The sequence below is a fragment of the Methylobacterium sp. P5_C11 genome (assembly GCF_054049775.1).
In genome coordinates this window covers 40987-67864 of record NZ_JBFULS010000021.1, presented here as the reverse complement: position 1 = coordinate 67864, position 26878 = coordinate 40987, and the positions used below count along the sequence as shown (strand labels likewise).

Sequence of the window (26878 nt, the reverse complement as noted above, 5' to 3'; positions counted from 1 at the left end):
CCCTGTCCGGCGCTGCGACCAAATGCGGCCATCATCCCGCCGTCCCCAGCCATCAGGTACACGGACGGCGATTGATCTCGCCGTCGAGGTAGGTCGACCATTCCGAGATTGTCGTGAGCTGAGAGCCGAACATCCGGCTGACCTGATGGAACCCGAGAGCGCGGTAGCTCTCGAACTGGCTTTCCGTGAACCACTGATTGGCCGTGCTTTCGTGCGGGAAGGTCGCGCTGGTCGCTCCGTAGGCGCGCACCTCCGCGGGGATGTCGTCGAGGAAGCTCGGCTTGATGTAGATCAGCGAGCCGGCATCCCGGGCGCCCGGATAGGTGATCGTGCCGCGGGCAAAGCCGAGGGCGGGTGCCCGCGGGCCGGCCTGTTCGGCTGCTGGGCGCGGTCGGATGCGCATCTCGCCCATCTGCACCTTCGCCAGCCCGTCGACCTCCGCTTTCCGGATGACGTTGCCCAGGTCGAAGAACGTGCAGTTTGCGTCCTGGCCGGCGTCGATCACCACGATGCGGGCGCAGCGCCGGCGCAGCATCTCGTAGAGGCCGAGATTGTCGAAATGGCCGCCATCCGACAGGTAGACGGCTTGGCGGACGTCCGTGCTGCGGCCGCCAAGTTCGCTCAGGAGAGCCAGCACGGAGTTCTTCGGCTTGGCGAGCCGCAGATCCTCCGCCCGCGCGACGGCGGGGTTGGGCAGCCATGCACCGAGCCGGACATTGAAGAGCGTCATCAGGAAAGCGATCAAGGGCGAGGAATGGTAGCCCCAGTTGGGACTGACCGCCGCGCCGGAGATCGTGAGAACGCCGCCGAGGAGCGGACCTTTCCCGGCACTCACGCGGTCGCCGCGCGTCTCCATTCCGGCATAGTCTGTGGTGCGGATGAAGGCCCCGCGCGGACCGTCCGGCTGGCCCGGCGCGCGGGGGATCTCGGCGCGGTCGAGGATCGCCGCGCCACAGGCGAACGGCGTCGCCGTGAAGGAGGCGGCCTTCCGCTCCGCCCACTCCGTGCGCTGGATGTCGGTGAGGTTGAGGGTCATGTTGATGACCGGCAGCAACCGCTTGCCCGTCCCGAGTTCGGCCACCCGCGGGCTGTCGCTCTCGTCGAAATCCGTGAAGGGGTCGGCGTCCCGGTGCGCCCGGGCGGAGCCGAGGAAGGCCCGGGTCAGGCGGTTGCGATAGACCCCGTGCATCGAGAAGCGGTTCACGTTGACCCGGCCGAAGAGCTGGACGGCGCCGGCCAGCACCGCCGCCACCCCAAGATCGAGGATGACGATCATCGCGTAGGGGTTGATGGCACAGGCGGAATCAGGGCCGCTCCGCACTGCGGCGGGCGCCAGGCAGGGCCCCCACCAGGCGTAGGCGGCGCCGAGCAGCCGCCCGAGGGACCAGCCCATGAGCACAAACAAGCTGATTCCGAACAGCGCCGCCATCACGCTCAGACCGATCATCACGAGATCGTCCATCCGCCCCTTGGCGGTCAGCGACTGGGCGCGGACGAAGACCTGCTTGCCGAGGAAAGCCGCGAGGGGACCGGTGACGAGGGTGACGAGAGCGCTGAGGAGCCCGGAGAGGTCCGCCTCGTCGCGACCGAGGGCGACGGCCGACAGGTAGAGGCAGCACAGGCACAGAGCCGCCCAGCCGAAGGCGGCAAGCAGCAGCTGCCCGTCGACCCGCGCGACCCATTCGCGGTCGAGGTCGGCGCGCTCTGCGCTCCGGCGGAATCCGATGAAGACCACACTCTGGAACAGGTGGGCGACGATCAGGGCCGGCGGCGCCAGGATGGCCAGGAACTGGGAAACGCCCACCGCCGCTGGATCGAACGGCGCGGGATTGCGGCTCACGATCCCATCGATGCTCCAGCGGGCGCCCAGGAAGATGAGGGCGGCCGCGACGAGGCTGCTGGCGAGCCACGGGCCGAAATTCCGCCTGTAGAGCCACAATCCGGGATGACCCTTTTGCGTCTGCCACGCGAGCCCGAAGCCGTATCCGGCGACCTGGACGGCGACATACGCGGCGCTCAGGATGCCCAGTGTCAGATTCGGGATCGGGAGCGGCTCGTCGAAGAGCGCCCGGATCGTGAAGGGCAGCGCCAGAGCCCAGAGGATCGTGGGTGCCAGGATGCGGACCGCAATCCTGTCCGGTGAGGCGTAGGACGTCCGCCCGGCCTCGCGCGGCCGGTGGCTCGGCAGCAGGATGCAGGCGCTGAAGGTCGCCAGCAGCAGGGCGGCGCTGCCGAGCGCCAGGGGAAGCCACAGGAGGGTTCGGCTCGCCGCCTCGAGGGCGGTCCGGTAGGCCAGCAAGCCCAGGGGGATGAACAGCAGCAGCGGGAAGATGATCAGCCAGTTGAGGATGGTGTTCCGGATGTAGAGGACGATGCCGGCCCACGTATCCCGGGACAGGAGCCCGATTTCCGGCGTCAGGTAGTTCGTGTAGCGCCGCAGCTTGGCGAAGGCTTCGTTGCCGGTCTCCGCCAAGCGCCGCTCCGCCTCGTCGAGGCTGCCGCACTGGCGGATGAACGTCTGCAGCCAGCCGCCCGCGAATCCGCCGCCGGACACGGTCGAGAGGTAGTGGAATTCGCCCAGCATCCGCCGGGTTGCCAGGGCCTGCACGGCCCCGAGGCAGAACGTGGCGCTGCGGATGCCGCCCCCAGAGAGGCAGAGGGCCGTGAGGCGCGCCTCATCAGCCCGCTGCTGCCAGGGCGGCGCGTCGCCATCCGGACAAGGTCCGCAGAAGTGATCCAGCTCCTCGGTGAGCATCCGCTCCGTATCGAGCACGGATGGGAGCGCCTGCGCGCTCAGGACCGGCAGATTGCGTGGTGCCGCGTCTCCGAGCGGTTCGGACCTGTCCTGGCTGTCCATGGCTCCTCCGACCGCACGCGCCGTTCCGGGGCTGGCTTGACCCCGCGGGACAGAATTCAAGATCTGCAGCAAGAGACTTCGCCGCCGGTCTCGAAATCAAGTCCCGCAGATCATCGATTTTTGATTGTCGTCACTCACATTGCGGCGAAAACGTTCAATATTACGTACAATTTTATGTAGATATATTTGCCATTTTTTAGAAAAATGTCAGTATCGTAGCCGACATCAGCTTGTAAATCAATTTTTACGATCACATTAAGATCAGAGGTTTTGCGAAATCAGAATTGCTGGCATCATCCATTTGGGGGACGCGTTCGACTCTGCTGCCCCGTAAGCAGGGTCCGGCGCAGCCTGACCGGTGCGGGGTTCCCGACCATGCCCGAGATGCGATCGTGACCCGGCCTCGGATCGCACACGGCTTCGCGCTGGCGGCGCTCATCGGGCTCGCGGCGTCCCGGACGGGCGCCGGTGAGCCGGGGCCGCACGCGCGCCCTCTCTTCCTTTCGCAATCCTGGAGCGATGACGAGAGGGCTTGGTTCTACAGCGCGAGCCAGGGCTCGCAGATCATGCCCTATGCCTGGTTCATGTCGCTGGAACGCCCGGACGGCGAAAGCCTGTTCGCCGAGGATGGGCTGACGCGCTTCGGCTACCTGCCCAATCCCTATGACGGCGCGCGCGGCCTTCCGCGGACGGGTCTCCCGATCGGCTTCACCAAGGACGTCGATGACCGTGGCGAGTGGATCGGCATGACCTGCGCCGCCTGCCACGTGAACCGGGTGGAGCTGCGCGGGCAGGCGATCCAGGTGGATGGCGGTCCGGCGGACGCCGACATGTTCGCCTTCATCGAGGAACTCGGCCGTGCCGTTTCCCAGACCGTCGACGAGCCGGCCCGGTTCGACCGCTTCGCCGGCCGCGTGATCCCGCCGGAGCTGTCCGCGCAGGACCCGAGCCAGGCGGAGGCCGATCGCCGTCGCCTGCGCGCCAGCCTCGCCCGGTTCGCCCAGGGGTTCTCGAGCTACGTGGCGACCAGCCGTCCGGCAGTCTCCTGGGGACCGGCCCGTCTCGATGCCTTCGGGATGATCTTCAACCGCGCGACCGGCATCGACCTGCACGAGCCCGGGAACGTTGCCGAGCCGAACGCGCCCGTCAGCTATCCCTTTCTGTGGGACACCTCCTGGCACGACCGGGTGCAGTGGAACGGGTCCGCCCCCAACAGTCTCGCCGTCGAGCGACTGGGCCGCAACGTCGGCGAGGTGCTCGGCGTCTTCGCCGCCGTCGAGATCCGCGAGCCGACCCTCCCGCCGCTGTGGTTCGACACCTCGGCGGACCGGGTCAACCTCCTGCGGATCGAAAGCCAGCTCGGCAGCCTGACGGCTCCGGCTTGGCCGGAACGGATCGCCCCGCGGACCGACGCGCAGAGACAGGATGCCGCCGCCGGCAAGGTCCTCTACGACCAGCTCTGCCTGTCCTGCCACGCGATCGCGCGTACGGGTGCGGATCGGGTCCAGTCGGTGGTCCTGACGCCCCTGGCCGAGATCGGGACCGACCCGACGATGGCGGTCAACGCGGCGTCGCGGCGCGCGCGGACGGGCATCCTGGAAGGCGTCCGGATGCCGTTCCTGGCGACGACACCGCCGCTCCCGGCCGAGACACGCAGCCTCGACCTTGTCGCGGCGATCGTGGCGGGCGCCATCCTGGCTCCCCTCGACCGGGCGTCGGACCCGTCCGGAATCGGCCCGGGTCAGGCCGCCATCGTCGATCAGCTGCTCAAGCGGGGCGCCGCGGCGGCCGAATCGCGCAACGTGCTGCTCAACGACGTCTCGACCGACGGCGGCAAGGGGCTCGTCGCCACCTTCCTGGCCAAGCGGACGGATCGCGATCCCCTTGTCTACAAGGCGCGTCCCCTCGACGGGATCTGGGCGACGGGGCCGTTTCTCCACAACGGCTCGGTGCCGAACCTGTATGAAATCCTCCTGCCGGCCGACCAGCGCTCCGAGGCATTCCGTGTCGGCAGCCGTATCCTCGACGAGGAGCGGATCGGTTTCCGCTCCGATCTCGGACCGTTCCTGTTCGACACCACCCTGCCGGGCAATTCCAACCGCGGCCATGAGGGTCCCGCCTACGGAACCGACCGGCTCGACGGTATGCAGCGCCGCCAGCTGCTGGAATACTTGCGCATGCTGTAGAAGCGCGGCAATATCGCCTTAATTACTTTCGACGCGCGTATTCGTTTGTCGTCGATTGTAACGTTCTTTGAGGTCCGGTGACCCCGGACCATCGGCAAGGAGCCCGCTGCGGCGAGCTTGGTTCGCGTCCGCACCATCCCTTTTCGTGGAGCACGGCGATGCAGGATCTCGAAGCCTATTCGCATCTTGTCGGATCCATCTACGACCGCGTCGGCCAGCCGGAAGAATGGTCCGCCCTTCTCGAGGATCTGACGGATTTCGTCGGCGGCCGGGTCGGACAGCTCGCCGTCTTCAGCCTCGACGGGTCGCGCAAGCCCATGTGGGCCGTATCCGGTTTCGACCGGTCGGCCTATCGCACCTTCCTCTACCGCCACGCCACGGAGGATCCGCGTCTCCCCTACATCCTCTCCAATCAGGGGAAGGTCATCCGCGCGGAGGAGGGGGTCGATCCGGCGCAGTTCCGCGAGACCGCGCTGTTCAAGGAGGTCGTTCGTCCCTTCGGGATCGAGCACAGCCTCGTGACCTACTTCGCCCGGGAGGCCGACGTCATGGCGACGCTGGCGGCCATGCGTGACGAGGAGGCGGGACCGTTCCGGTCCGGAGAGGTGCGGCGGCTAGCGATGCTCGTCCCGCACCTGCGCCGGGCTTTCGAATTCTATGCGCTGCTGCGGCAGGCGTCCGAGCGCTCCTCCGATCTCGCCTCGGCCCTCGATCTGCTCGATGCTGCGGTGATCCTGACCGATTCCCGACTGCGCGTCGCCCACGCCAACCGCGCCGCCGAGACGCTGGCGCAGACGCGGACCGGCCTGTCCCTCGACAAGGGCAGCCTCGTCCTCAAGGACGGCCAGTGCTCCCGACGATTCGCGCGTGCCGCCAGCGAGGCCCTGGCCGCCGCGAGCGGCGACGTCACCATCACACAGGCCGAGCCCATCGCGATCACCTGCGGCGAGACCGGAACGCCGTATCGGGTCTCGCTGCACCCGCTGTCCAGGCGTCCAACCGGTACGGGCAGCCGGGTGAAGGCGGAACTCGCGGTCGTGATCCGCACCGGTGCGGCCAAGGCCCAGGATGGCGCCACCATCCGTCTCCAGCGCCTGTTCGGGCTCACGGGAGCCGAGGCGCACCTCGCCAACGCCGTGGCCTCGGGGCGCTCCCTCGACGCCCACGCCCGGGATCGCGGCATCGCGATCTCGACCGTCCGGACGCAACTGCGGGCTCTCTTCGCGAAGACGGAGACGCACCGGCAGGGCGAACTCGTGGCGCGCCTGCGCGAGGGCCTGGACATCTCCCTGAACTGACGGCCGACGACCGGCCGGCCCATCCGGGGCCGAGCCACGGCCGCATGGAGGATTCGCATGGATTCGGCCGTTCCGGATGACCTCCGCCACGATGCGCCCTGCCTGGACGATCTGGAGGCGCTGCCCATGCCGGAACGCTGGCCGCTCGCGCGTGCCTGGATCCGGCAGGCGCCGCGACCGTTCTTCGCGCAACTCCGGGCGCGTCGGCCGGTCCTCGATTGCGGCGCGGTCGTCCTGGTCGCCCGCCGCGTCGCGGTCGCCGAAATCCTGTCCCTGCCGCGTGTCTTCTCGGTGGCGCTCTACAGGCCCAAGATGGGCGCGTTCATGCTGGCCCTCGACGAGACCGAGGTGAATTACCGCGACAAGGCGGTGATGCGCGCCGTGATGGCCTGGGACGACCTCGCCCGGATCCGCGCGCTCGCGGGTGCCATCACCGATGCGGCCCTCGATGCCGGAGGCGGCGCGACCGACGTCGTGGCGACGATTTCGCGCCAGGCGCCCCTGCGGATCGTCCAGCAGGTCTTCGGCTTCTCGGCCCCCGACGCCGACCTGCTGCGCTGGTCCTACGCGAACCAGTTCGACCAGTTCAACAACCTGCCCTTCGACCAGCGGCCCGACGCCGATGCGATCCAGACGGAAGCGGCGCGCGCCCGCGAGGAGATGCGCGCGGCGTTCGCGTCCCTCATCCCGGCCCGTGTCGCGGCCATCGAGGCGGGCGCCGATCTGCCCGACGATGTCCTGACCCGGCTGCTCCGGCTGCACCTGCCGGCGGCGGCGGGCTTCGGCATGGACCGCGTGGTGATCAATGTCGGCGGGCTGCTGATCGGCGCCATCGAGACCACCTCGGAAGCCGTGGTGAACGCCCTGGCCGAACTCCTGCGGCGGCCCGCCGTGCTGGAGGCGGCGCGCGCGGCCGCAGCGGCCGGTTCGGCAGCCTTCGACGGGTATGTCTGGGAGGCGCTGCGCTTCGCGCCGATCGTGGCCTTCATGTTCCGCCAGGTCGAGACCGACCACGTTCTCGGGCGCGGCACCGCCGATGCGGCCACGCTCGCGAAGGGGCGGGTGGTTCTGCCGCTCAGCCTGTCCGCGATGTTCGATGACGACTGGCTCCCGGATCCGGAGCGGTTCGATCCGACCCGGCCGGATCACGCCTATCTCCATTTCGGCCTCGGGCATCACGCGTGCCTCGGCCGATACGTAGCGGGGGCCATGATCCCCGAGATCCTGCGCCGCATCCTGCTCCGCGACGGGCTGCGGGCCGAGGGGCCTGTCGAGGACGGGGGTACGCCGTTCCCGACCGCGTTCCGGATCGCCTACGGCCCGCAGGGACAAGGCGGCGCCCCGTCCCACGCGTGACCCGGCGCACCCGACGGATCCGGTCCGCCCGGGCGGCGCATCGGGCAGGGTCTCAGTTCAGCGTCCGGTTGGCGCGCAGGCGAGATACCGCCAGGTCGACGAAAGTGCGCACCTTCGCGGGTGCGTGCCGGCCTTCGGGATAGAGCACGTGGACCGGAAGGGGCGCCTCTTCGTAGTCGGAGAGCACGATCTGGAGCCTCCCGTCCTCCAGGTCGGGGCCGATCTGATAATGCAGTACCCGCGCAAGCCCCCAGCCCGACCGGGCGGCGCCGATGGAAACCTCGTTGGTGTTGCCCTCCAGGGCCGGGTGGACGACGACGCGCTCGCCGCCCCCAAACCGCCATTCCGGCGAGGCCCAGGCGCCGGTCGAGATCGCGATCCGGTGACGCTTGAGGTCGGCCGGCGTCGTCGGAACGCCGTGCCGCGCAAAATAGGCCGGCGCGCCGCAGATGACGTGGCGCACGGAGCCGACGCGGGCGGCCGTGACGCCGGAATCGGTCAGGTGGCCGATCCGGATCGCCACGTCGATGCCTTCCTCGACGATGTTCACCGGCCGGTCGACGAACAGGGTCCGCGCCGACATCGTCGGGTGGATATCGAGATAATCGGTCACGATCGGGAGCACGTGCATCTTGCCGAACAGGACTGACGCCGTGACCGCGAGTGTCCCCGACGGCGTCGCGTTGGAGCCGGCCGCCGCCGATTCCGCCTCGGCGATGTCGGCCAGGATGCGACGGCAATCCGCGTAGTAGCGGCCGCCCGCCTCCGTGAGCTTCACGGAACGCGTCGTGCGGATCAGGAGCCGGGCTCCGATGGCCTCCTCGAGGGCGGCCACGGCGCGCGTCACGGCCGGCGGGCTCATGTGCAGCAGGCGGGCCGTCTCGGCAAAACTCGCCGTTTCGGCGACCCTGGCGAAGACCCGCATCGCCTGCCAACGATCCATGACCACGCTCCTCGCCGTCGCGCACCGGCCACGCCCCTGAGACCCGAGGAGGCCTGCTCGCCCCCTCGGACCGGGCGCGATCAGAAGCCAGGAGGACTGAGCCCCGGATGATCGTCCGGCCGGCGCCCGAGGGGCCAGCGGAATCTGCGGTCGGATACCGCGACGGGCAACGCGTCGATGCTGCTGTGCCGACTGTGCATCAGCCCGTCTTCGGCGAATTCCCCGTTCTCGGTCCCGAAGGTCCGAAACCCGCGCCCGCTGCCGTGGTGGTCTTCATAGGCGTAGTGCGCCGCCCCGGTCGGCGAAGTCCGGAGAGAGCGGATCGTGCGGGCTGCGACGCGCGTCACAGGGCGAGCTGAATCCGCTCCGTCCCGTCGGCCGGCACCGCCGAGCAGATCAGCACCTCGTCCTCCGCCACGGCGGCGCTCGGTTCCTTGAGATAGGTCACCGAGCCGGCGAGCAACGTGGTGCGACAGGTCCCGCAGGTCCCCTCGCGGCAACTGAACTCGGGCGCGAGCCCCCGGGATTCGGCGAGATCGAGGAGGCTGCCCGATCCCGGTATCCAGCGCGCCTCCTTCCCGGTTTCGAGGAAGGCCACGGGCACCGACTCGGCCGAGGCCGGCGGGCGGGGTGGGGCGAAGACCGCCGGCCCGCCCGTCCTGACCAGTGTCGAGGGACCGAACGCCTCCGCGTGGATCCGGTCATCCGGCACGTTGGTGCCGCGCAGCCCGTCGTAGAGCGCCTGAGTGAAGGCTGACGGCCCGCACAGGTAGAAATCGTAATCGGCGAAGGCCAGAACGCGTGTCAGCAGGACCATGTCGATCCGGCCCGCGGCCTCGTAATCGAGGCCGGCCCGGGCGTCGGAGACGTCGCTCAGGACGCGCACGATCCTGACGGCACCCTGCGCGGCTGCGGCCAGATCGGACAGCTCTGCGTCGAACGGTCGGTCGGCTTTCGAGCGGGCGGCGTAAAACAGCGTGGTCGGTCGGAGCTTGCGGGTGCGCAGACCCTCGTACACGACGTGTCGGAGCATCGCGAGGAGCGGTGTGATCCCGATTCCGCCGCCCAGGAGGACCACCGGGCGCGGCTCATGGGCGTCGAGGGTGAAGCGTCCGTCCGGTGCGCGCGCCTCGATGAGGTCGCCGACCCGGACGTCGTCGTGGAGATGGCACGAGACGGCCCCGTCGCGCTTCACGCTGATTCGATAGGTCGGGTCGGAGGGCGCGACCGAGAGCGTGTAGGTTCGGATGACCGCCGCCTCCGTGCCCGGCAGCATCACCCGGATCGGAAGATGCTGGCCTGCTTGGTGCGCAATCCGGCCGGCGCCGTCGGCCGGCGCCAGATGGAAGGAGCGGACGGCACGGCTCTCCTCGACGATCCGCGTCACTCGGAACGGCCGCCAGCGAGCCGCGCGGTCGGCCGCCCGCACACGGTCGTCTGCCTCCGTCCAGTCGCCGGTCGTCAGCGTGTTGGGTGACCAGCTATCTGCCCGGAACGACCAGCGCAGCGGGAGCGCGCCGCGCCTTCGCACGACCCGGTGCGGCCGAAAGGTCCAGAGCCGCTCGGCGCCCTGGAAGGCTGCGATCTCGGGCGAATCCAGGATCACCGCGGCCTCGCCGGTCAGATGGAGGAGTTCGCCGGTCTCGAAATCGGTGAAGACCAGCCCGGCCTTCCCGTTCAGGAGGATGTTGCCGAGGGTGGCGAAGAACAGGTTGCCGGCGAAATCGGGAATGGTCAGCGTGCCGTCCGCGGCGACGCGGACGAACCCCGCCTTGCCGCCGCGATGCGAGACGTCGGCCTGACGGCGACCCTCCCGCTCGGTGTAGGAGGCCACGAAGAACGTGTCGGCGGCCGCGATCATGACGCGCGCCGCTCCGTCGAGATTTGCGATCTCCTCGACCGGGGCCGCGGCCGGCGCGCGGGGATCCCTGGCGAGGGTCATGTCGCGGAGCTGGATGTATTGGGGACAGTTCCCGAAGCTCTGGTCGACCTCGACGCGCAACGCCCCGCCGGCAGACGACCGCACGATCCCGTTCACACGGTTACGCCTGCGGGTATGCAGTTCGATGCCGAGGAGACCGACGGCCTCCCCGTCGCGCATCCCCTCGGCCGCGGGGTCTCCGGGGTCGGGCCGCGCATCGATGTCCAGGGCGGTGGGTGTCGGCGCGCTGACGAAGCCGGGTCCGCCGGCCAGGAGCGTGGCCCACGCGTCTCCCTGCCGGTCGACGGTTCCAAGCACGACGAAGGGGATCTGCGCGTAGAAGGCGCGATGCTGATCGGGCATATGGTCCCGCACCACCTGCCGACCGATCGCCTCCATCCGCCCGGCGACGCCGACCGTCTCCTGAATGGATATTTCGCCGGCATGCCAAGTCGGCAGCTTCGGCAGGGTCCGACCGTGATCCATGTCCGCGCCCTCCGCTCCTGTCCGGTCCGGTGCGCGGGCGCGCCCGGACCCGCCCGTCATGCCGCCGCCGTGAGGCCGGCCTGGGTTTCGGCAAAGGGGACGAAGCCCGGCAGCCCCTCGGTCCGGCGCAGGAACGCCTGCACGTTCGGGTAGCCGGACAGGTCTACATTGCCCTCCGGTGCGCGGGCCACATAGCTGTAGACCGCCACGTCCGCGATGGTCGGCCGCTCGGCCGCCAGCCAGTCCCGGTCGGCGAGGTGTGCCTCGATCCGCGCGAGCAGCGTATGCGCCCGGGCGATCACCTCCTCGGGACGGAATCCGGCCCCGAAGACCGTGATCAGCCGTGCCGCGGCCGGACCATAGGCGATCTCACCCGCGGCGACCGACAGCCAGCGCTGGACCGCGGCCGCGCCCCGCGGATCTTCGGGCAGCCAATCGGAGCGTCCGAGGCGCTTCGCGACGTAGACGAGGATCGCGTTGGAATCGGACACGATCGTACCGTCGTCATCGAGCACCGGAACCTGGCCGAACGGATTCAACGCGAGGAAGCCCGGCGTCTTGTGCGCGCCGGCCTTCAGATCGACCTCGATCAGCTCGTGGGGGGCACCGATCAGCGCCAGGCACAGGCGCGCGCGGTGGGCATGGCCCGAGAGAGGATGGTGATAGAGCTTCATGGGTGCGGGCCTCCGTCGGGGTCGGGGTTCGCCCCGAGCCGTTGGAACAGGATGCCGCGACTGCGCTTCTGACAGAATGCGCGTTCTGGACAGTACAAAATTCCGGTTTGCGGAATAATCCGTGCGTGGTGCCGATCTCACCAGACCGCGTCACTGAAAGCCGTGACCGTTCCAACGGACGAAGCCACGGCTGCCGCCATGGGCAAACATGTGCACCTTCGGAATCCGTTCCGGGCCGACCCGGATGCCGGCGCCGAGCATGGTGTGAACATTTTGCAGGAGCTGACCCCGCCGCATGTAGAACGTCACCGCGCAGACCTGCATGCCGCAATTCTGGCTGCGCGTGGACGATCCCGAGCAGCGGATGGCATCGTGTGCGATGATGAGGTCCGGCAAGCCGTCACCGTCGAGGTCGCGTTCTACAGCTCCGGACTCGTCCATCGTGCCGTGACGACTTTCGCATCCATCCGCGATTTCCTGCTGGATCAGGTAAGCCGCCGCCTTGGAGCGGGATTGAGCCGGCGTCGCGATCGCGACGGCAATCGCAGATGCGGCAAGCACGAACGAGATATTCATCGATCACTCATGCAGACAATAATTTAGACCATCGATGATGATAGAGATATTGATATCCTGCAACAGCATTCGATGGAAGACGATCGCTCCATCGGTTGGTCTTGGAACCGATCCGCCCAGGGTCGCGCTGCCTGCACCGCCATCCTCGGCGAAGGCCGATCGGCCCAACGCGAACGTCCCAGCTTGGCTGGACGCGGTGCGCGACACGGTGCCGGCGGTCGGCTGACGGTGAAGGATCGTCCGCCCCGTGCGGGACTTGGCAGTCCCTCTCGGGTTGCGCGGGCGCGTTCTTGCATGCTCGTCTCGCGTGTCGCGTCCGCCTCCGCATCCCCCGCGGCCACCGGACGCGATGTTCCCCCATTCCCGCAAGGAGCTTCGCCATGGGCCATCTCTCGACCCACGTGTTGGACACCGCCTCGGGCAGGCCGGCGGCGGGCGTCGCCGTCGCACTGAACCGTCTGGCCCCCAGCGGAGCCGCGGAGCTCGTTGCGTCGGCCGTCACCAATGCCGACGGGCGCACCGACCGCCCGCTGCTCGAAGGCACGGCACTGGCGGTCGGCATCTACGAGCTCACCTTCCATGTCGGCGCCTATTTCGCCGGGGCGGGCGTGACCGGGGAGCCGCCGTTCCTCGATGTCGTACCCGTCCGGTTCGGGGTCTCCGATCCGGACGGGCGCTATCACGTCCCGCTGCTGATCGCCCCGTGGAGCTACACCACCTACCGCGGCAGCTGAGCCGGCCCCGGCCGCGGCGCACACGGGGTCCGTCCCGTCGTTCGGCCGTTCGGCCGCCCCCGGTCGAGGGCCGCGCCGGACACGACTTCCGAAAGCTTCGGCCCGGGYTTGACACCGGCGCCATAACCGAAGAGCCTTGTTTTCAGGCGTGGGGCAAAGCTGCCCAGTTTCGCGCCAATCTATCTCGAACTGTCCTGGCGATGCCGCCCGCAGTGCTCACGCACTGGCGGGCTTTTTGCGTTCTGAAGGATTGCATGGGTCACAGCCATCACCGGATCGGCATCCTGTTCTCCGCGGACGGTCCGTATGGCCTTCTCGGGCGGGCGATGCTGAACGGCGCCACCCTGGCCGTCGAGGAGGTGAATGCGCAGGGCGACGTCGTCCTCGAGCCGGTGTTCGTCGATCCGCAGGGCGTTCTCGCCGGCTACGTCGCCGGCGCCGAACGGCTCCTCGGCGCGGGGATCCGGCACGTGGTGGGCTGCTACACGTCGTCGAGCCGCAAGGAGATCATCCCGATCTTCGAGAAGCGGGAAGCTCTGCTCTGGTATCCGTCGCATTACGAAGGCTTCGAGACCTCCGCGAACGTGATCTATACGGGAGCGGCACCGAACCAGCACATCGTGCCTCTGGTGCAGCACCTGCTCGCCCAGGGCGGCAGGACGGCGTTCTGCGTCGGGGCCAACTACATCTGGGCGTGGGAGAACAACCGGATCCTGCGCGAGACCCTGGCGATCGCGGGAGGCCGGGTCGCGGGCGAGCGCTACTTCGCGGTGGGCGAGACCGCCTTCAACCAAGTGATCGAGGCGATCCTGGCCGCGCGGCCGGACTTCGTGTTCAACACCCTGATCGGAACCTCGGCGTACCGGTTCTTCCGCGATTTTCGCAGCGCCTGCCGCACGCGCGGCATCGACCAGCCGCGGACGATGCCGGTCGCCAGCTGCAGCCTCGCCGAGCCGGAGCTGGAGGCCCTCGGGCCGGAGGCGGTCGAGGGGCACCTGTCCTCGAGCGTCTACTTCACGTCGATCGACACGCCCCGCAACCGTGCCTTCACGGCGGCCTATGCGGCGCGCTTTCCCGAAGGTCCGACCGCGTCGGCCGACACCGAATCCTCGTATCTCGCGGTCCATCTGCTGGCGCGGGCGCTGGCACGGGCCGGGACGGAGGACGCCACAGCGGTGCGCCGGGCCGCCTGCGCGGGCGACTTCGAGGCGCCGCAAGGGCGGGTGCGCCTCGACGAGACGACCCTGCATGCCTGCCTGACGCCGCGTATCGGACTCTCGACGGCAGCCGCCCGCTTCACCATCGTGGCGCAGGCAGCAGAACCCGTGGCGCCCGACCCCTATCTGGTGCGCAGCGACCCGCGCGTGGTGCCGGTGAGCCGGCGCCCGCACCTGCGGGTGGTGCCATGACCAATCCCCGCCTGATCCAGAATTTCAGCGGCGCGCACGCCCTGCTGATCGCGCCGCCCACCACCGCCACCGAGGTTCTGGCCGGCACGCTGATGAAGCTCGGGCTCACCGTGGCCTCGGTCCTCCCGGCCGGTGACGCGCCCTGGCTCAATTTCGCGATCCTCGATCCCGAGCATCACATCGTCATCGTGGACGGCGACCTGCCGCTGCCGGGCATCGCGGCGAGCGCCGTCTCCGACCTGCCGCCGGTCCCCGTGGTCGGCCTCGTGGGCGTGGAGGCTCCGAGCCGCCTCAAGGGCCTGCTCCAGCTCGGCGCCACCGGGCTGCTGCGCAAGCCGATCCACGGCGCCTCGGTTTATGCGGCCCTGTTCCTCGCGGTGAACGAGCACAACCGCCGGCGCGTCCTCGAGGAGCGCCTCGCGCGTCACGAGGAGCGGCGGCGCGGCCGGCGCCACGTCGTCAAGGCGATCCTGCGGGTGATGCACGAGCACGGCCTCGACGACGATGCGGCCTACGAGGCGCTGCGCCGCGACGCGATGCGCGCCCGCCAGCCCCTCGAAACCTATTGCGAAGCCCTGGTGCAGGCGCGCCCGCCGATCGCGGCGCCCATCGCGCCCGCGCGCCTCGCCCGCTCGTGAAGTTCCCAGCAACCCCCGAAGACGAGGACGCCCCGATGCCGACACCCTCCCGCGGACCACGTTTGTCCGCCCTGGCGGCCGCCCTGCTCCTGAGCGCACCCCTGGCCGCACCGGCGGCTCGGGCCGCCGACCCGATCAAGCTCGGCGTCCTCGAGGATCAGTCCGGCGACTTCGCGATCGCCACGATCGGAAAGGTCCACGGTATCCAGCTCGCCGCGGACGAGATCAACGCCGCGGGCGGCATCGCCGGGCGCAAGCTGGAACTCGTGATCTACGACACGCAGTCCGACAACACGCGCTATCAGGAATTCATGCGCCGGGTACTCCAGCGCGACAAGGTCAACGCCGTCTTCGCAGGCTTCTCCAGCGCGTCGCGCGAGGCCTACCGGCCGATCGTCGACCAGCTCGACGGCTTCGCCTTCTACAACAACCAGTACGAGGGCGGCGTCTGCGACGGGCACATGGTCGTCACCGGCGCGGTGCCCGAGCAGCAGTTCTCGACGCTGATCCCGTGGATGATGGAGAAGTTCGGCAAGCGGGTCTACACGATCGCGGCCGACTACAATTTCGGTCAGATCTCGGCCGAGTGGGTGCGCAATATCGTCAAAGAGAACGGCGGCGAGATGGTCGGCGAGGAGTTCATCCCCCTCGGCGTGTCGCAGTTCTCGCAGACGATCCAGAACATCCAGAAGGCCAAGCCCGACATCCTGATGACGCTGCTCGTCGGGACCGCGCAGGCCTCCTATTACGAGCAGGCGGCAGCCGCGAACCTGAAGGTGCCGATGGGCTCGTCGGTCAATGTCGGCCAGGGCTACGAGCACAAGCGGTTCCAGCCCCCGAGCCTCGCCAACATGTACGTGACCACGAACTACATCGAGGAGGTCGACAGCCCGTCGAGCAAGGCGTTCCTCGCCAAGTGGAAGGCGAAGTTCCCGAACGAGCCCTACGTCAACCAGGAGGCCGAGAACTCCTATCTCGCGGTCTACCTCTACAAGCAGATGGTCGAGCGGGCGAACGGCTCGACCAAGCGCGCCGACCTGCGCAAGGTCATCGCGGCGGGCGACGTCTGCGTGGACGCGCCGGAGGGCAAGGTCTGCATCGATCCCAAGAGCCAGCACGTCTCCCATACGATTTACCTCGCCAAGGTCGACGAGAAGCACGCGATCTCGTTCCCGAAGACCTGGGAGAACATCCAGCCCTACTGGCTCGGGAAGGCCGGCTGCGACCTGACCCAGAAGGATCCGATAGCGCAGTACACGCCGAGCAACCCGCCGAAGCCCTGAGCCGCCGGGCCGGTCGTCCGCGCGCCGCGCAACGCGCCGTCGCGGACGCGGCGGCCTGAACCGGGCCGGCGCGCGCTCGTGAGACGCGCCGCCGCGGCCCCGGGCCCGGAAACGACGCGACACCGCCGGAGCCCGGGTTCCGGCCCCCAGCCATCACGATCGGGCCTCCGGATGGACCTGCTGACCCACGCCTTCACGTTCCTCTACCAGATCGGGGATGCGTTCTCCTTCCTCGTGCTCTCCGCCTGCGGTCTCGCGGTGGTGTTCGGCATGATGGGCGTCATCAACCTCGCGCACGGCGAACTCATCATGTGCGGGGCCTACGTCACGGCGGCGACCACGCGGGCCGGGCTGCCGCTGCCGCTGGGCATCCTGGCCGGCGCGCTCGTCGCCGGGGCCGTCGGCATGGTGATGGAGCGCCTCGTCATCCGCCACCTCTACGGGCGACCCCTGGACACGATCGTGGCGACCTGGGGCATCAGCCTCGCGGCGACGCAGGGCACGCTGATCCTGCTGGGCTCCAGCATGCCGGGGATCGGCACGCCGCTCGGCAGCTTCACGGTCGGCGGCTACTCCTATTCGACCTACCGCGTGGTGCTGATGGTCGCCGCCGTCGCGGTGCTGGCCGGGCTCTACCTCGCCTTCAACGCCACCCGCTTCGGCACGCTCGCGCGGGCCACCATCCAGGTGCCGCACATGGCCGAGGCCCTCGGCGTCGATACGCGCACGGTCTACGCCCTGACCTTCGGCCTCGGGGCGGCGCTGGCGGGCCTCGCGGGCGGGCTCTACGCGCCGACCATGACGATCGTGCCGACCATGGGGACGACCTTCATCATGGAGGCCTTCGTGACCGTGGTCGTGGGGGGCGCCGACATCTTCCTCGGTACGGCGCCGGCGGCTCTGGTGCTCGGCACGGTGCGGGCGCTCCTCACCACCTGGCAGGGCCAGCTCTTCGGGCAGATCGGGCTCCTCCTCGCGGTGATCCTGGTGATCCGGGTGCTGCCGCGGGGCATCTCGGGCCTGATCCTGCGCGAGCGGGCCTGAGGCCATGGCGGGGACTTTGGCGATGACCCTTCTCCGGCGCCTCGAAGGCCCGCAGACCCTGGGACGCGGCCCTGCCTTCTGGACCGCCTTCGCCCTCGCGATCGCCGCCGCCATCGCCTACCCGTGGTTCGCGGACGGCTACACGGTCGGCAACACGGCCTACTTCTTCTGCTGGGTGTTCATGGCGCTCGGCCTGTGCCTGATCTGGGGCTACGGCGGCGCGCTGAGCTTCGGCCAGACCGCCTTCTTCGGCCTGTCCGGCTACGCCTACGGGGTGCTCACCCTCAATGTCGGCGCCGCCTACGGCTTCACCCTGGCGGCGCTGGTGCTGGCCGTGGCCCTCTCGGCCGTCATGGCGGCGCTCCTCGGCTACTTCCTGTTCTTCGGCCGGATCGGCGGGGTCTTCCTCGGCATCATCACCCTGTCGGTGACGCTCGCACTGGAGCGCTTCATGGCGCAGACCGCCGGCCCGGAATGGAAGATCGGCGCGGCGCGGCTCAACGGCTACAACGGCATGAGCGGCATGCCGCCCCTGACCGTGCCGTGGCTCGACGGCGACGTCGTGCTGTTTCCCGACGTCGCCCTCTACTACGGGCTGCTGGCTCTCCTGATCGTCGTTTACCTCGCGCTGCGCATCCTGGTGAACGCCCGGTTCGGCAACGTGCTGGTGGCGATCCGCGAGAACCCGGAACGGGCCGAGATGCTCGGCTACGACGTGCGGCGCTACCAGCTCGCCGCCTTCGTGATCGGCTCGGCCCTCGCGGGGCTGAGCGGCACGCTCTACACCGCCTGGGGCCAGTACATCACGCCCTCCAGCATGGGGCTGACCGCCGCCGCGCTGCCGGTGATCTGGGTCGCGGTCGGCGGCCGCGGCGACCTGACGGCCACGCTCATCGGCACCCTCGTGGTGCTCGGCGGCTTCCAGGCGCTGACGATCTACGGCAGCCAGTATGCCCTCGTGGTGATGGGCCTGCTCCTCGTCGTGGTGGTGCTGGCGGCGCCTGACGGCCTCGTGGTGGCGGCCATGCGCCGGCTCGGTCGCCTGCGCCGCCGGGAGGCCGGCCGATGACCCCGCTCCTCGAGACCCGTGCCCTCAGCAAGCATTTCGGCGGACTGCACGTCACCAACGACGTGAACTTCGCCCTCGCGGCGGGGGAGATCCACTGCCTGATCGGGCCGAACGGCGCCGGCAAGAGCACCTTCTTCCGCTTGCTGCTCGGCGAGTACACGCCGGAGCGGGGGCAGATCCTCTACGCCGGCGAGGACATCACCGCGCTCAAGCCCTTCGCGCGGATCCGGCGGGGCATGAGCGTCAAGTTCCAGGTGCCGGGCATCTTCCCGAGCCTGTCGGTCGCCCACAACCTGGAGATCGCGCTGCAGCACCACCTGGAGGGCGCCTCGCTCGGCGCCGAGATCCGCCGGCTGCTCGCCTTCCTCAACCTCGGTGCGGCGGCCTCCGACCGCGCCGGCAACCTCAGCCACGGGCAGAAGCAGTGGCTGGAGATCGGCATGGCGATCAGCCTCAGGCCACGCCTGCTCCTCCTCGACGAGCCCACCGCCGGGATGTCGCCGGACGAGACCTTCGCCACCGGCGAAATGGTGCAGGCGCTCAACCGCGACGGCGTCGCGGTGCTGGCTATCGAGCACGACATGGCTTTTGTCCGGCAGATCGCCCAGCGGGTGACCGTGCTCCATGTCGGGCGCATCTTCGCCCAGGGGACCACCGACGCGATCATCGCGGACGAGCGGGTCGCCGCGATCTATCTCGGGGAGGCGGACGCGCCGCCGCTGCGGAGCGTCGCCGATGCCTGAGCCGCTCCTCGCGACGACCGGCCTGCGCGCCGGCTACGGCGGCAAGCCCGTGCTGCAGGGCGTCGACCTCGCGGTCCGGCCCGGCGAGATCGTGGCGGTGATCGGCCGCAATGGCGTCGGCAAGTCGACGCTGATGCGCAGCCTCGTCGGGCTCTTGCCCGCCTCCGCGGGTGGCATCGCGTTCCGCGGCGCGGCCGTGGAGGGGCTCGCCGCCCACCGGCGCGCCCGCCTCGGCATCGGCTACGTTCCCCAGGGCCGCGACGTGTTCCCGCGCATGAGCGTCGCCGACAACCTGACGGTCGGCGCGTCGCTGCTGCCGAAGGGCGAGCGGCCGGATTACGAGCGCGCCTTCGGGCCGTTCCCGATCCTGCGGGAGCGGCGCGGGCAGCGGGCGGGGACGCTCTCGGGCGGGCAGCAGCAGCAGCTCGCCATCGGCCGCGTCCTCGTCGGCGGACCCGCGCTGATCCTGCTCGACGAGCCCTCCGAGGGCATCCAGCCCTCGGTGGTGCAGCAGATCGGCCGCACCCTGGTCGATCTCAACCGCCGCACCGGGGTGACGATCGTGTTCGTGGAGCAGAACCTCGACCTGATCCGCGCCATGGCCCAGCGCAGCTACGTCATGGACAAGGGCCGGATCGTCGCGGAGCTGACGGCCCGGGACCTCGACGACCGCGACCTCGTGCGGCGCCACCTCGCCGTCTGAGAACAAAGTCCGACAACCAAGGGAGAGACGACCATGCAGTGGCTCGACCAGTCCATCATGGCCCGCAAGGGTGTCGCCGGCGGCAAGCCCGGCCGGGAGCACACGATCACCGAGGCCGAGCAGGGCCGCTATCACTACGTTTACGGCCCCTTCGCCGAGCCGGTGCTGACCGTCGATCCCGGCGCCGTCGTCACCGTCGAGACCCACGACGCCTTCGAGGGCAAGATCCGCCACGAGACCGACAGCCCGACGCAGATCCTGAACTTCCCCTACCTCAACCCGCAGAATGGGCCGATCTACGTCAACGGCGCCGAGAAGGGCGACTGCCTCGCGGTGGCGATCCGCTCGATCCGGCCGCGCGGCCCGCAGCCCTGCGGCACGACGCTGATCATGCCGGAATTCGGCGGCCTCGTCGCCACCGGCGACACCGCGCTCCTCAATCCGCCGCTCCCCGAGCGGGTGCGCAAGCTCGAGGTCACGGCCGAGCACGGCGTGCGCTGGAACGACCGGATCACGCTGCCCTACCAGCCGTTCATCGGCACGATCGGCACCTCGCCGGAGATCGAGGCGATCTCCTCGCTGCAGCCGGACTACTACGGCGGCAACATGGACCTGCCGGACGTCGGCGTCGGCGCGGTGATCTACCTGCCGGTGAATGCCAAGGGCGCGCTCCTCTACCTCGGCGACTGCCACGCCGCGCAGGGCGACGGCGAGCTCTGCGGCGTCGCGGTGGAGCACCCCACCCACACGACGGTGCAGATCGACCTGATCAAGGGCTGGACCTTCCGCTGGCCGCGGCTCGAGACCGAAGACTTCTACATGACGATCGGCTCGTCCCGCCCGATGGAGGACGCCGCGCGCATCGCCTACCGGGAGCTGATCCGCTGGCTCGCGGCCGATTTCGGCTTCGACGAGATCGACGCCTACATGCTGCTCACGCAGTGCGGGCGCGTGCGGCTCGGCAACATGGTCGATCCGAAATACACGCTCGGCGCCTCGATCACGAAGGCGATCGCCCACGCCTGACCGGCGACGAAGGAGGATGGCATGGATCTCGGGCTCAGAGGCCGCCGGGCGCTGGTGACCGGCGGCACCAAGGGGATCGGCGCGGCGATCGTGGACCTGCTGGCGGACGAGGGGGCGTCCGTCGCCCTCTGCGCCCGCAACGCCGCGGAGGTCGCCGCCAAGGTCGACGCCCTGCGCGCGAAGGGCGTGGCGGCGACCGGGCGCGCCCTCGACGTCGCCGATTCCGCCGCCCTGCGCGGCTGGATCGCCGAGGCCGCGGAGGAACTCGGCGGCCTCGACATCGTGGTGCCGAACGTGAGCGCCCTGGCGGTCGGCAGCGACGAGGCGGCGTGGCGCAGCGGCTTCGCCGTCGACATGATGGGCACCGTGTCGGCGGTCGAGGCGGCGATGCCGTTCCTCGAACGCTCCGAGGCCGGCGCGATCGTCGTCATCTCCAGCGTCTCCGGGCGCGAGATCGACTTCGCGGCCGGTCCCTACGGCGCCTTCAAGGCGGCGCTGATCCACTACGCGCAGGGGTTGGCCTTCCAGCTCGCGCCCCGGAACATTCGCGCCAACTCGGTCTCCCCCGGAAACACCTACTTCGCGGGCGGCGTCTGGCACCAGATCGAGACCGGCAACCCGGCGCTGTTCGCCGAGGCGCTCCGGCTGAACCCGACCGGACGCATGGCGCGGCCGGAGGAGGTGGCCCGCGCGGCCGTCTTCCTGGCGAGCCCGGCCGCGAGCTTCATCACCGGCACCAACCTCGTGGTGGACGGCAGCCTGACCCGCGGCGTGCAGTTCTGACGCCGCCGACCGGCCTCGCCCCGCGCCGGGACGCCTGCGACGTCCGAAGCACACTCGGCGCATTCAGCACGGTCGTTCAGCAACCAAGTCCGGAGATCGCGAGGACCCACCACACTTGCGACGCATTTCGGCCGCTCTCGACTCTGTAAAGACAAGCTTGCCGCGCGCGCTGGCACGCGGCACTCTCAAGCTTGGCCGTTCGCGCGACGGGGACACGTCGCGTGGCCGCGCCGGGCTGCAGGACAGGGAAGTCCAGGGCGATGATGACGGACGATCGCATGGTCGGTGGCCTCGACGGGCAGGCGCGGCGCGAGGCGGGGATTCTCAGCCGCCGATCGTTCCTGGCCGGCTCGGCCCTCGGGATCGGCGCCCTCTCGCTCGGCGGGTGCGGGACGACCGACACCCTGCTCATGGCCGAGGCGGCGAAGACCTACGGGCCGATGCCAAACGAGAAGTTCCCGATCCCGGCGGTCGACGTCAGCAAGGTCAACCCGAAATACTATCGACGGACCGTCCAGTACGCCTCGTCGGAGGCGCCCGGCACGATCGTGGTCGATCCCGCCAACTACTACGTCTACCGCATCGAGGGCGATGGCGCCGCCACGCGCTACGGCGCCAATGTCGGCCGTCAGGGCTTCCTGTGGAACGGCGACGCCTATGTCGGCCGCAAGTCCGAATGGGCGACCTGGACCCCACCCAAGGAGATGATCCGCCGCCAGCCCGAGGCCGCGAAATACGCCCGCGGCATGCCCGGCGGCCTCGACAACCCGCTCGGCGCCCGCACGCTCCATCTCTACCAGAACGGCGCCTACACGCTGTACACGATCTACGCGAGCAGCGACGCCGAATCGATCGGCACGGGCATCACCAGCGGCTGCGTCGGCCTGCTCAGCCAGGACATGATCCACCTCTACGCCCGGACTCCGGTGAAGACGAAGGTGGTCGTGCTGCCGGCCTGAGGGCGGGCAAGGTCCGCGCGGGGCGGGCGCCGTCCCCGCTCCCCGGCGGACTCGAAATCCGGCACGATCGGGCTACCTGACGTCCGACAGCGCGCCGGGAGTGCCCGCCATGGCCTATGCGTCGACGATCGAAGGCACACGCTTCACCTTTCCCGACTTGCGCAGCCTCCTCGCCAAGGCCACGCCGGAGCGGTCGGGCGACCAGCTCGCCGGCCTCTGCGCGGAGGGGCCGGTGGAGCGTCTGGCCGCGCAGATCGCGCTGGCGGACCTGCCGCTGAAGACCTTCCTGGCCGAGGAGCTGATCCCCTCTGAGGAGGACGAGGTCTCCGACCTCATCGCCCGCCGGCACGACGCGGGTGCCTTCGCGCCGGTCTCCTCCCTGACGGTCGGCGCCTTCCGCGAGTGGCTGCTCTCCCCCGCCGCCGACGCGCAGGCGCTCGCCGCCCTGTCGCCCGGCCTCACGCCGGAGATGGTCGCCGCGGTCTCCAAGATCTGCCGGCTGCAGGACCTCGTCGCCATCGCCGCCAAGCGGCCGGTGGTGACGCGCTTCCGCTCCACGATCGGCCTGCCCGGCCGCCTCGCGACCCGCAACCAGCCTAACCATCCGACCGATTCATCGGAAGGCATCCTGATCTCGGCCCTCGACGGTCTGCTGATGGGCTCGGGCGACGCGGTGATCGGCGTGAACCCGGCCACCGATTCGCTGCCGGACTACATCCGGATCGTCGAACTCCTCGAGACGCTGCGCCTGCGCCTCGGCGTTCCGACCCAGCATTGCTGCCTCGGCCACGTCACCGTCGCCATCGAGGCGATGGCCCAGGGTGCCCCGGTGGACTTGGTGTTCCAATCGGTCGCAGGCTCGCAGAAAGCCAATGCCGGGTTCGGCGTGGACCTCGACCTCCTGCGCGAAGCCTCCGCGGCGGCGCGGGCGCTGGGCCGCTGCCCGGCGGGCGGGCAGGTCATGTATTTCGAGACCGGCCAGGGCTCGGCCCTCTCGGCGGACGCCCATTGGGGCGTCGACCAGCAGACCATGGAGGCGCGTGCCTACGCCGTGGCGCGGGAGTTCGATCCCTTGCTCGTCAATACGGTCGTCGGCTTCATCGGCCCCGAATACCTCTACAACGGCAAGCAGATCATCCGGGCCGGACTGGAGGACCATTTCTGCGGCAAGCTGCTGGGCCTGCCGATGGGTGTGGACGTCTGCTACACCAACCATGCCGATGCCGATGGCGAGGATATGGACGCGCTCCTGACCCTGCTCTGCGCGGCCGGCGTCAATTTCGTCATCACCGTGCCGGGAGCGGACGACGTGATGCTGAACTACCAGTCCCTGTCCCATCACGATGCAGTCTTCGCCCGCGAGACCCTCGGACGGCCGCCGGCTCCGGAATTCGAGGCGTGGCTGCGCGACGTCCGCATCACGGACGCGCAGGGCCGGCTCGCCGGTGCGGCGGGTGAACTGCCCGAGGCCCTCGCCGCCGCGTCCCGGCTCCTGCCCGGACGGGCGGCATGAGCGAACCCGCCGAGCCCACCCGCGCCAGGGCGCCGTCGCTGCGTGACCTGCGCGCCTTGACCCAGGCCCGCATCGCCCTGGGCGCGCACGGCGCCGGTCTGCCGACCGGGGCGGCGCTCGCCTTCGGCCTCGACCATGCCCGTGCCCGCGAGGCGGTCTGGACCCCCCTCGACACGGACGCGATCCGCGACGGCCTCCGGGAACAGGGTCTCGACGCCGTGGAGGTCCGATCCAACGTGGTCGATCGGGCCGAGTACCTGCGCCGGCCTGACCGGGGCCGGACGCTTCACCCGGACTCGGCGGCGGCCCTCGACGGGCTCGAACGGGGTTCCGACGTCGCCATCGTCATCGCGGACGGCCTTTCGGCCACGGCGGTCGCTCTCAACGCCGTGCCGGCCGCCGCCGCGCTCGCCGCGCGGGTGCGCCGGGCCGGCTGGAGCCTCGCCCCCGTCGTGGTCGCGCGGCAGGGACGGGTGGCGATCGGCGATTCCGTCGGCGCTCGCCTCGGGGCGCGCTGCGTCGTCGTGCTGATCGGCGAGCGGCCAGGTCTGTCGGCCTCCGACAGCCTGGGCTGCTACATCACATTCGGTCCGCAGCCGGGCCTGCCCGATTCCCGGCGCAACTGCATCTCGAACATCCGTCAGGACGGGCTCGCGATCGAGGCGGCCGCCGATCAGATGGACGCCTTGCTGCGGGCGATGCTGGCGCAGGGCACGAGCGGCGTCGGCCTGCGCCGGGAGAGCCTCGTCGCGCCGCCGGCGCCGTCCCTTCCGGCAGGATAGGTCCCGCCGGGCCGGCGGCGCGGGGCGTCAGGCCGGGAGAGCGGGGGCCTGACGGTAGCGGGTCGCCTGCTCGTAGTCGTAAGCCAGCGCGAGGAGGCCGGCCTCGCTCCAGAGCGGCCCGACGAAGATCAGGCAGAAGGGCGAGCCCGAGACGTAGCGGCCGGCCGGGACGACCACGCCCGGAAGGCCGGCGATGTTGATTTCGCACACGGTCGTCTCGTGGATCGGCTCCGATCCGTGCAGGGCCGGTACCGCGTCCCGGGTCTGCGGGAAGACCAGGGCGTCGAGACGGTGCTCCGTCATCACGTCCGTGAAGATCTCCAGGTAGCGCTCGCGTGCCGCCAGGAAATCCGACAGGTCGGGCGGGGCGAGCGGGTCGGCGAGGCAGGGCGCGAAGGCTGGAACCTGGTTCATCCAGTCGAGCACGCCGCCCGGCGCGAACGGGTCCTCCGCCTTCGTGGCTGCGGCGAACGCGGCGAAGGACCGGTACGCGGCCTGCGGGCCGAGCCGTTGCAGATAGAGGTGAAGGTCGAACGGCACGCTCTCGATGCCTCGGGCATCGTAATGGTCGAGGCCCGCGACGGGCTGACCGAGCGCGGCGAAGCCGCTGCCGGCGAACGGATCGGCCACCAGGGTGGCGCCTCGCCCCGCGATCTCGCCCTGCGCCCGGGCGTAGAGCCGGGTCGTCTCGGGGGACAGGGCGCGATCGCGCCAGCCCGGTCCGTAGAGGCCGAGGCGCTTGCCCCGCAGGGCCGTCCCGGAGAGCCCGGCGGCGTAGCCCCCCTTCGGACGGCGGCCGATCCCGGCCACGGTCTTCGGGTCGCCGGCCGTGTAGCCCGCCAGGGCATCCAGTGTCAGCGCGGCGTCGCGCACGCAGCGGGCGATCGGTCCGACCACGTCGCGGGTGCTTCCGGCGAGGGGGACCACGCCGGTATTGGGCACCAGGGCGAAGGTCGGCTTGATGCCGACGAGGCCCTGCGCCGAGGCGGGATTCTGGATCGAGCCGCCGGTTTCCTCGGCGAGCCCCAGCACCGCGAGGCTGGCGGCGACGGCGGTAGCGGTGCCGGCGCTCGACCCGCCGGGCAGGAGGTCCGGCGCCATGGCGTTGAGCGTCGGGCCTGCCCAGCTGTCGTTGGCGTGGCTGCCCGTGGCGCTGAGGACGGGCACGTTGGTTTTGCCGAGGATGACGCAGCCCGCCGCGCGCATGCGCTCAACCACGGGCGCGTCCGTCGCGGGCATCAGGTCGACGCCCCCCGCTTTGGCGCAGAGGAAGTGCCAGCCAGCGGTGGTGGGCAGGCCGGCGACGTCCATCGTGTCCTTGATCGCCACCGGCACGCCCGCCAGCGGTCCCAGCGGCTCGCCCGCGGCCCGGCGCCGGTCGATCGTCCGCGCCTCCTCGAGGGCGTGCGGGTTCAGGAATATCATCGCGTTGTAGCGCGGGTTGAGGTCTTCGATCCGCGCCAGGAAGGCCCGGGTCAGGGCCTCGGCCGTCACGCCCCGGGCGAAGGCAGCCTGAACGTCGGCCACGGTCATCTCGGTCAGCATCCCGGCGAGGTCGGGCGCGTCGATCGGGGCGGCATCCATCGGAGAGCTCCGGGTTTGGCCAGGGAGAAAAGGATTGCGGTGGCGGCTCCGGTCATACCGACGAACGCGTCGATCAGCGAGCGGTCGCGGGTGACTTCGGTCGGGACCTCGCGTTTGATGACCCCCGTCTGCAGGATCAGGATTCCCTCCGTCGGCTCGTCGGGCAGGAGAATGGTCGGCGCGCTGCACAGACAGCGGGCCAGCGCCGGCACTTGCCATGCGCCGCCCGAGAGGGCGCTTCCGGGCCTGTCGAGAGAGGCCTTGAGCCGGGGGACGGTGGCGTGGTTCTCCGCGATGGTCTCGTCCGCTCA

The 26878-nt window shown here is 70.0% G+C and carries 23 protein-coding genes and 1 pseudogene; 16 read left to right on the top strand and 8 right to left on the bottom strand.

Going from position 1 to position 26878, the window contains the following annotated elements:
* Positions 1-52 precede the first annotated feature (52 nt).
* On the bottom strand, positions 53-2857 hold the full coding sequence (locus ACXJKQ_RS13525) for a hypothetical protein (protein ID WP_457106252.1): 2805 nt from the start codon (positions 2855-2857) through the stop codon (positions 53-55).
* Positions 2858-3249: 392 nt separating this feature from the next.
* On the opposite strand from ACXJKQ_RS13525, the gene ACXJKQ_RS13520 reads away from it, so the two are divergent.
* The 3 genes from ACXJKQ_RS13520 to ACXJKQ_RS13510 all read left to right on the top strand — a co-directional run bounded on the left by ACXJKQ_RS13520 (position 3250) and on the right by ACXJKQ_RS13510 (position 7697).
* Positions 3250-5043 (top strand): di-heme-cytochrome C peroxidase, encoded by a 1794-nt coding sequence (locus ACXJKQ_RS13520; RefSeq protein ID WP_457106251.1) that lies wholly within the window; start codon positions 3250-3252, stop codon positions 5041-5043.
* 158 nt (positions 5044-5201) lie between these two features.
* Entirely contained in the window at positions 5202-6341 is a 1140-nt protein-coding gene (locus tag ACXJKQ_RS13515) for a helix-turn-helix transcriptional regulator (RefSeq protein ID WP_457106250.1), read from the top strand.
* 57 nt (positions 6342-6398) lie between these two features.
* On the top strand, positions 6399-7697 hold the full coding sequence (locus ACXJKQ_RS13510) for a cytochrome P450 (RefSeq protein WP_457106249.1): 1299 nt from the start codon (positions 6399-6401) through the stop codon (positions 7695-7697).
* Between the two features lie 52 nt (positions 7698-7749).
* Here the strand turns inward: ACXJKQ_RS13510 and ACXJKQ_RS13505 are convergent, their stop codons facing one another.
* The 5 genes and pseudogenes from ACXJKQ_RS13505 to ACXJKQ_RS13485 all read right to left on the bottom strand — a co-directional run bounded on the left by ACXJKQ_RS13505 (position 7750) and on the right by ACXJKQ_RS13485 (position 12297).
* Positions 7750-8640 carry a LysR family transcriptional regulator gene (locus ACXJKQ_RS13505; protein WP_457106248.1) on the bottom strand — a complete coding sequence of 297 codons (891 nt, stop codon included), beginning with the start codon at positions 8638-8640 and terminating at the stop codon, positions 7750-7752.
* An 80-nt stretch (positions 8641-8720) separates the two neighbouring features.
* A pseudogene (locus ACXJKQ_RS13500) lies at positions 8721-8933 on the bottom strand (DUF1348 family protein); the annotation flags it as partial.
* Between the two features lie 50 nt (positions 8934-8983).
* Positions 8984-11047, bottom strand: coding sequence for a 2Fe-2S iron-sulfur cluster-binding protein (locus ACXJKQ_RS13495; protein WP_457106247.1), 2064 nt, complete (start codon positions 11045-11047; stop codon positions 8984-8986).
* A gap of 56 nt (positions 11048-11103) precedes the next feature.
* On the bottom strand, positions 11104-11721 hold the full coding sequence (locus tag ACXJKQ_RS13490) for a glutathione S-transferase family protein (protein ID WP_457106246.1): 618 nt from the start codon (positions 11719-11721) through the stop codon (positions 11104-11106).
* Between the two features lie 150 nt (positions 11722-11871).
* Positions 11872-12297, bottom strand: coding sequence for a hypothetical protein (locus ACXJKQ_RS13485; protein ID WP_457106245.1), 426 nt, complete (start codon positions 12295-12297; stop codon positions 11872-11874).
* A gap of 380 nt (positions 12298-12677) precedes the next feature.
* Between ACXJKQ_RS13485 and uraH the strand changes: the two genes are divergently transcribed.
* The 13 genes from uraH to eutC all read left to right on the top strand — a co-directional run bounded on the left by uraH (position 12678) and on the right by eutC (position 24983).
* Entirely contained in the window at positions 12678-13031 is a 354-nt protein-coding gene (gene uraH, locus ACXJKQ_RS13480; protein WP_457106244.1) for a hydroxyisourate hydrolase, read from the top strand.
* A gap of 254 nt (positions 13032-13285) precedes the next feature.
* Entirely contained in the window at positions 13286-14440 is a 1155-nt protein-coding gene (locus ACXJKQ_RS13475; RefSeq protein WP_457106243.1) for a transporter substrate-binding domain-containing protein, read from the top strand.
* Complete coding sequence (locus tag ACXJKQ_RS13470; RefSeq protein WP_457106242.1) at positions 14437-15078, top strand: ANTAR domain-containing response regulator; 642 nt, start codon at positions 14437-14439, stop codon at positions 15076-15078. Before ACXJKQ_RS13475 ends, ACXJKQ_RS13470 begins: the two co-directional genes overlap by 4 nt.
* A gap of 35 nt (positions 15079-15113) precedes the next feature.
* Positions 15114-16361, top strand: a complete 1248-nt coding sequence (locus tag ACXJKQ_RS13465) for an urea ABC transporter substrate-binding protein (protein WP_457106241.1) — start codon at positions 15114-15116, stop codon at positions 16359-16361.
* Between the two features lie 171 nt (positions 16362-16532).
* Entirely contained in the window at positions 16533-17405 is an 873-nt protein-coding gene (locus ACXJKQ_RS13460; RefSeq protein ID WP_457106240.1) for an ABC transporter permease subunit, read from the top strand.
* Between the two features lie 22 nt (positions 17406-17427).
* Positions 17428-18474: a branched-chain amino acid ABC transporter permease gene (locus tag ACXJKQ_RS13455; RefSeq protein WP_457106239.1), complete on the top strand. Its 1047-nt coding sequence runs from the start codon at positions 17428-17430 to the stop codon at positions 18472-18474.
* The gene (locus ACXJKQ_RS13450; protein ID WP_457106238.1) at positions 18471-19217 is read left to right on the top strand and encodes an ABC transporter ATP-binding protein; all 747 of its coding nucleotides are present in this window, start codon (positions 18471-18473) and stop codon (positions 19215-19217) included. Before ACXJKQ_RS13455 ends, ACXJKQ_RS13450 begins: the two co-directional genes overlap by 4 nt.
* Positions 19210-19920: an ABC transporter ATP-binding protein gene (locus tag ACXJKQ_RS13445; protein WP_457106237.1), complete on the top strand. Its 711-nt coding sequence runs from the start codon at positions 19210-19212 to the stop codon at positions 19918-19920. The genes ACXJKQ_RS13450 and ACXJKQ_RS13445 overlap by 8 nt, the downstream gene beginning before the upstream one ends.
* A gap of 33 nt (positions 19921-19953) precedes the next feature.
* Positions 19954-20946 (top strand): acetamidase/formamidase family protein, encoded by a 993-nt coding sequence (locus tag ACXJKQ_RS13440; protein ID WP_457106236.1) that lies wholly within the window; start codon positions 19954-19956, stop codon positions 20944-20946.
* A gap of 21 nt (positions 20947-20967) precedes the next feature.
* Entirely contained in the window at positions 20968-21729 is a 762-nt protein-coding gene (locus tag ACXJKQ_RS13435; RefSeq protein WP_457106235.1) for an SDR family NAD(P)-dependent oxidoreductase, read from the top strand.
* A 260-nt stretch (positions 21730-21989) separates the two neighbouring features.
* Positions 21990-22688 (top strand): L,D-transpeptidase, encoded by a 699-nt coding sequence (locus ACXJKQ_RS13430; protein WP_457106234.1) that lies wholly within the window; start codon positions 21990-21992, stop codon positions 22686-22688.
* Positions 22689-22797: 109 nt separating this feature from the next.
* On the top strand, positions 22798-24201 hold the full coding sequence (locus ACXJKQ_RS13425; protein WP_457106233.1) for an ethanolamine ammonia-lyase subunit EutB: 1404 nt from the start codon (positions 22798-22800) through the stop codon (positions 24199-24201).
* Entirely contained in the window at positions 24198-24983 is a 786-nt protein-coding gene (gene eutC, locus ACXJKQ_RS13420; protein WP_457106232.1) for an ethanolamine ammonia-lyase subunit EutC, read from the top strand. Before ACXJKQ_RS13425 ends, eutC begins: the two co-directional genes overlap by 4 nt.
* 27 nt (positions 24984-25010) lie before the next feature.
* Here eutC and ACXJKQ_RS13415 read toward each other — a convergent pair whose 3' ends face one another.
* Together ACXJKQ_RS13415 and ACXJKQ_RS13410 are read right to left on the bottom strand one after the other, a co-directional pair.
* The gene (locus ACXJKQ_RS13415; protein ID WP_457106231.1) at positions 25011-26567 is read right to left on the bottom strand and encodes an amidase; all 1557 of its coding nucleotides are present in this window, start codon (positions 26565-26567) and stop codon (positions 25011-25013) included.
* Positions 26522-26863 (bottom strand): ATP-binding cassette domain-containing protein, encoded by a 342-nt coding sequence (locus tag ACXJKQ_RS13410; RefSeq protein WP_457106275.1) that lies wholly within the window; start codon positions 26861-26863, stop codon positions 26522-26524. Before ACXJKQ_RS13410 ends, ACXJKQ_RS13415 begins: the two co-directional genes overlap by 46 nt.
* Between the last annotated feature and the right edge of the window lie 15 nt (positions 26864-26878).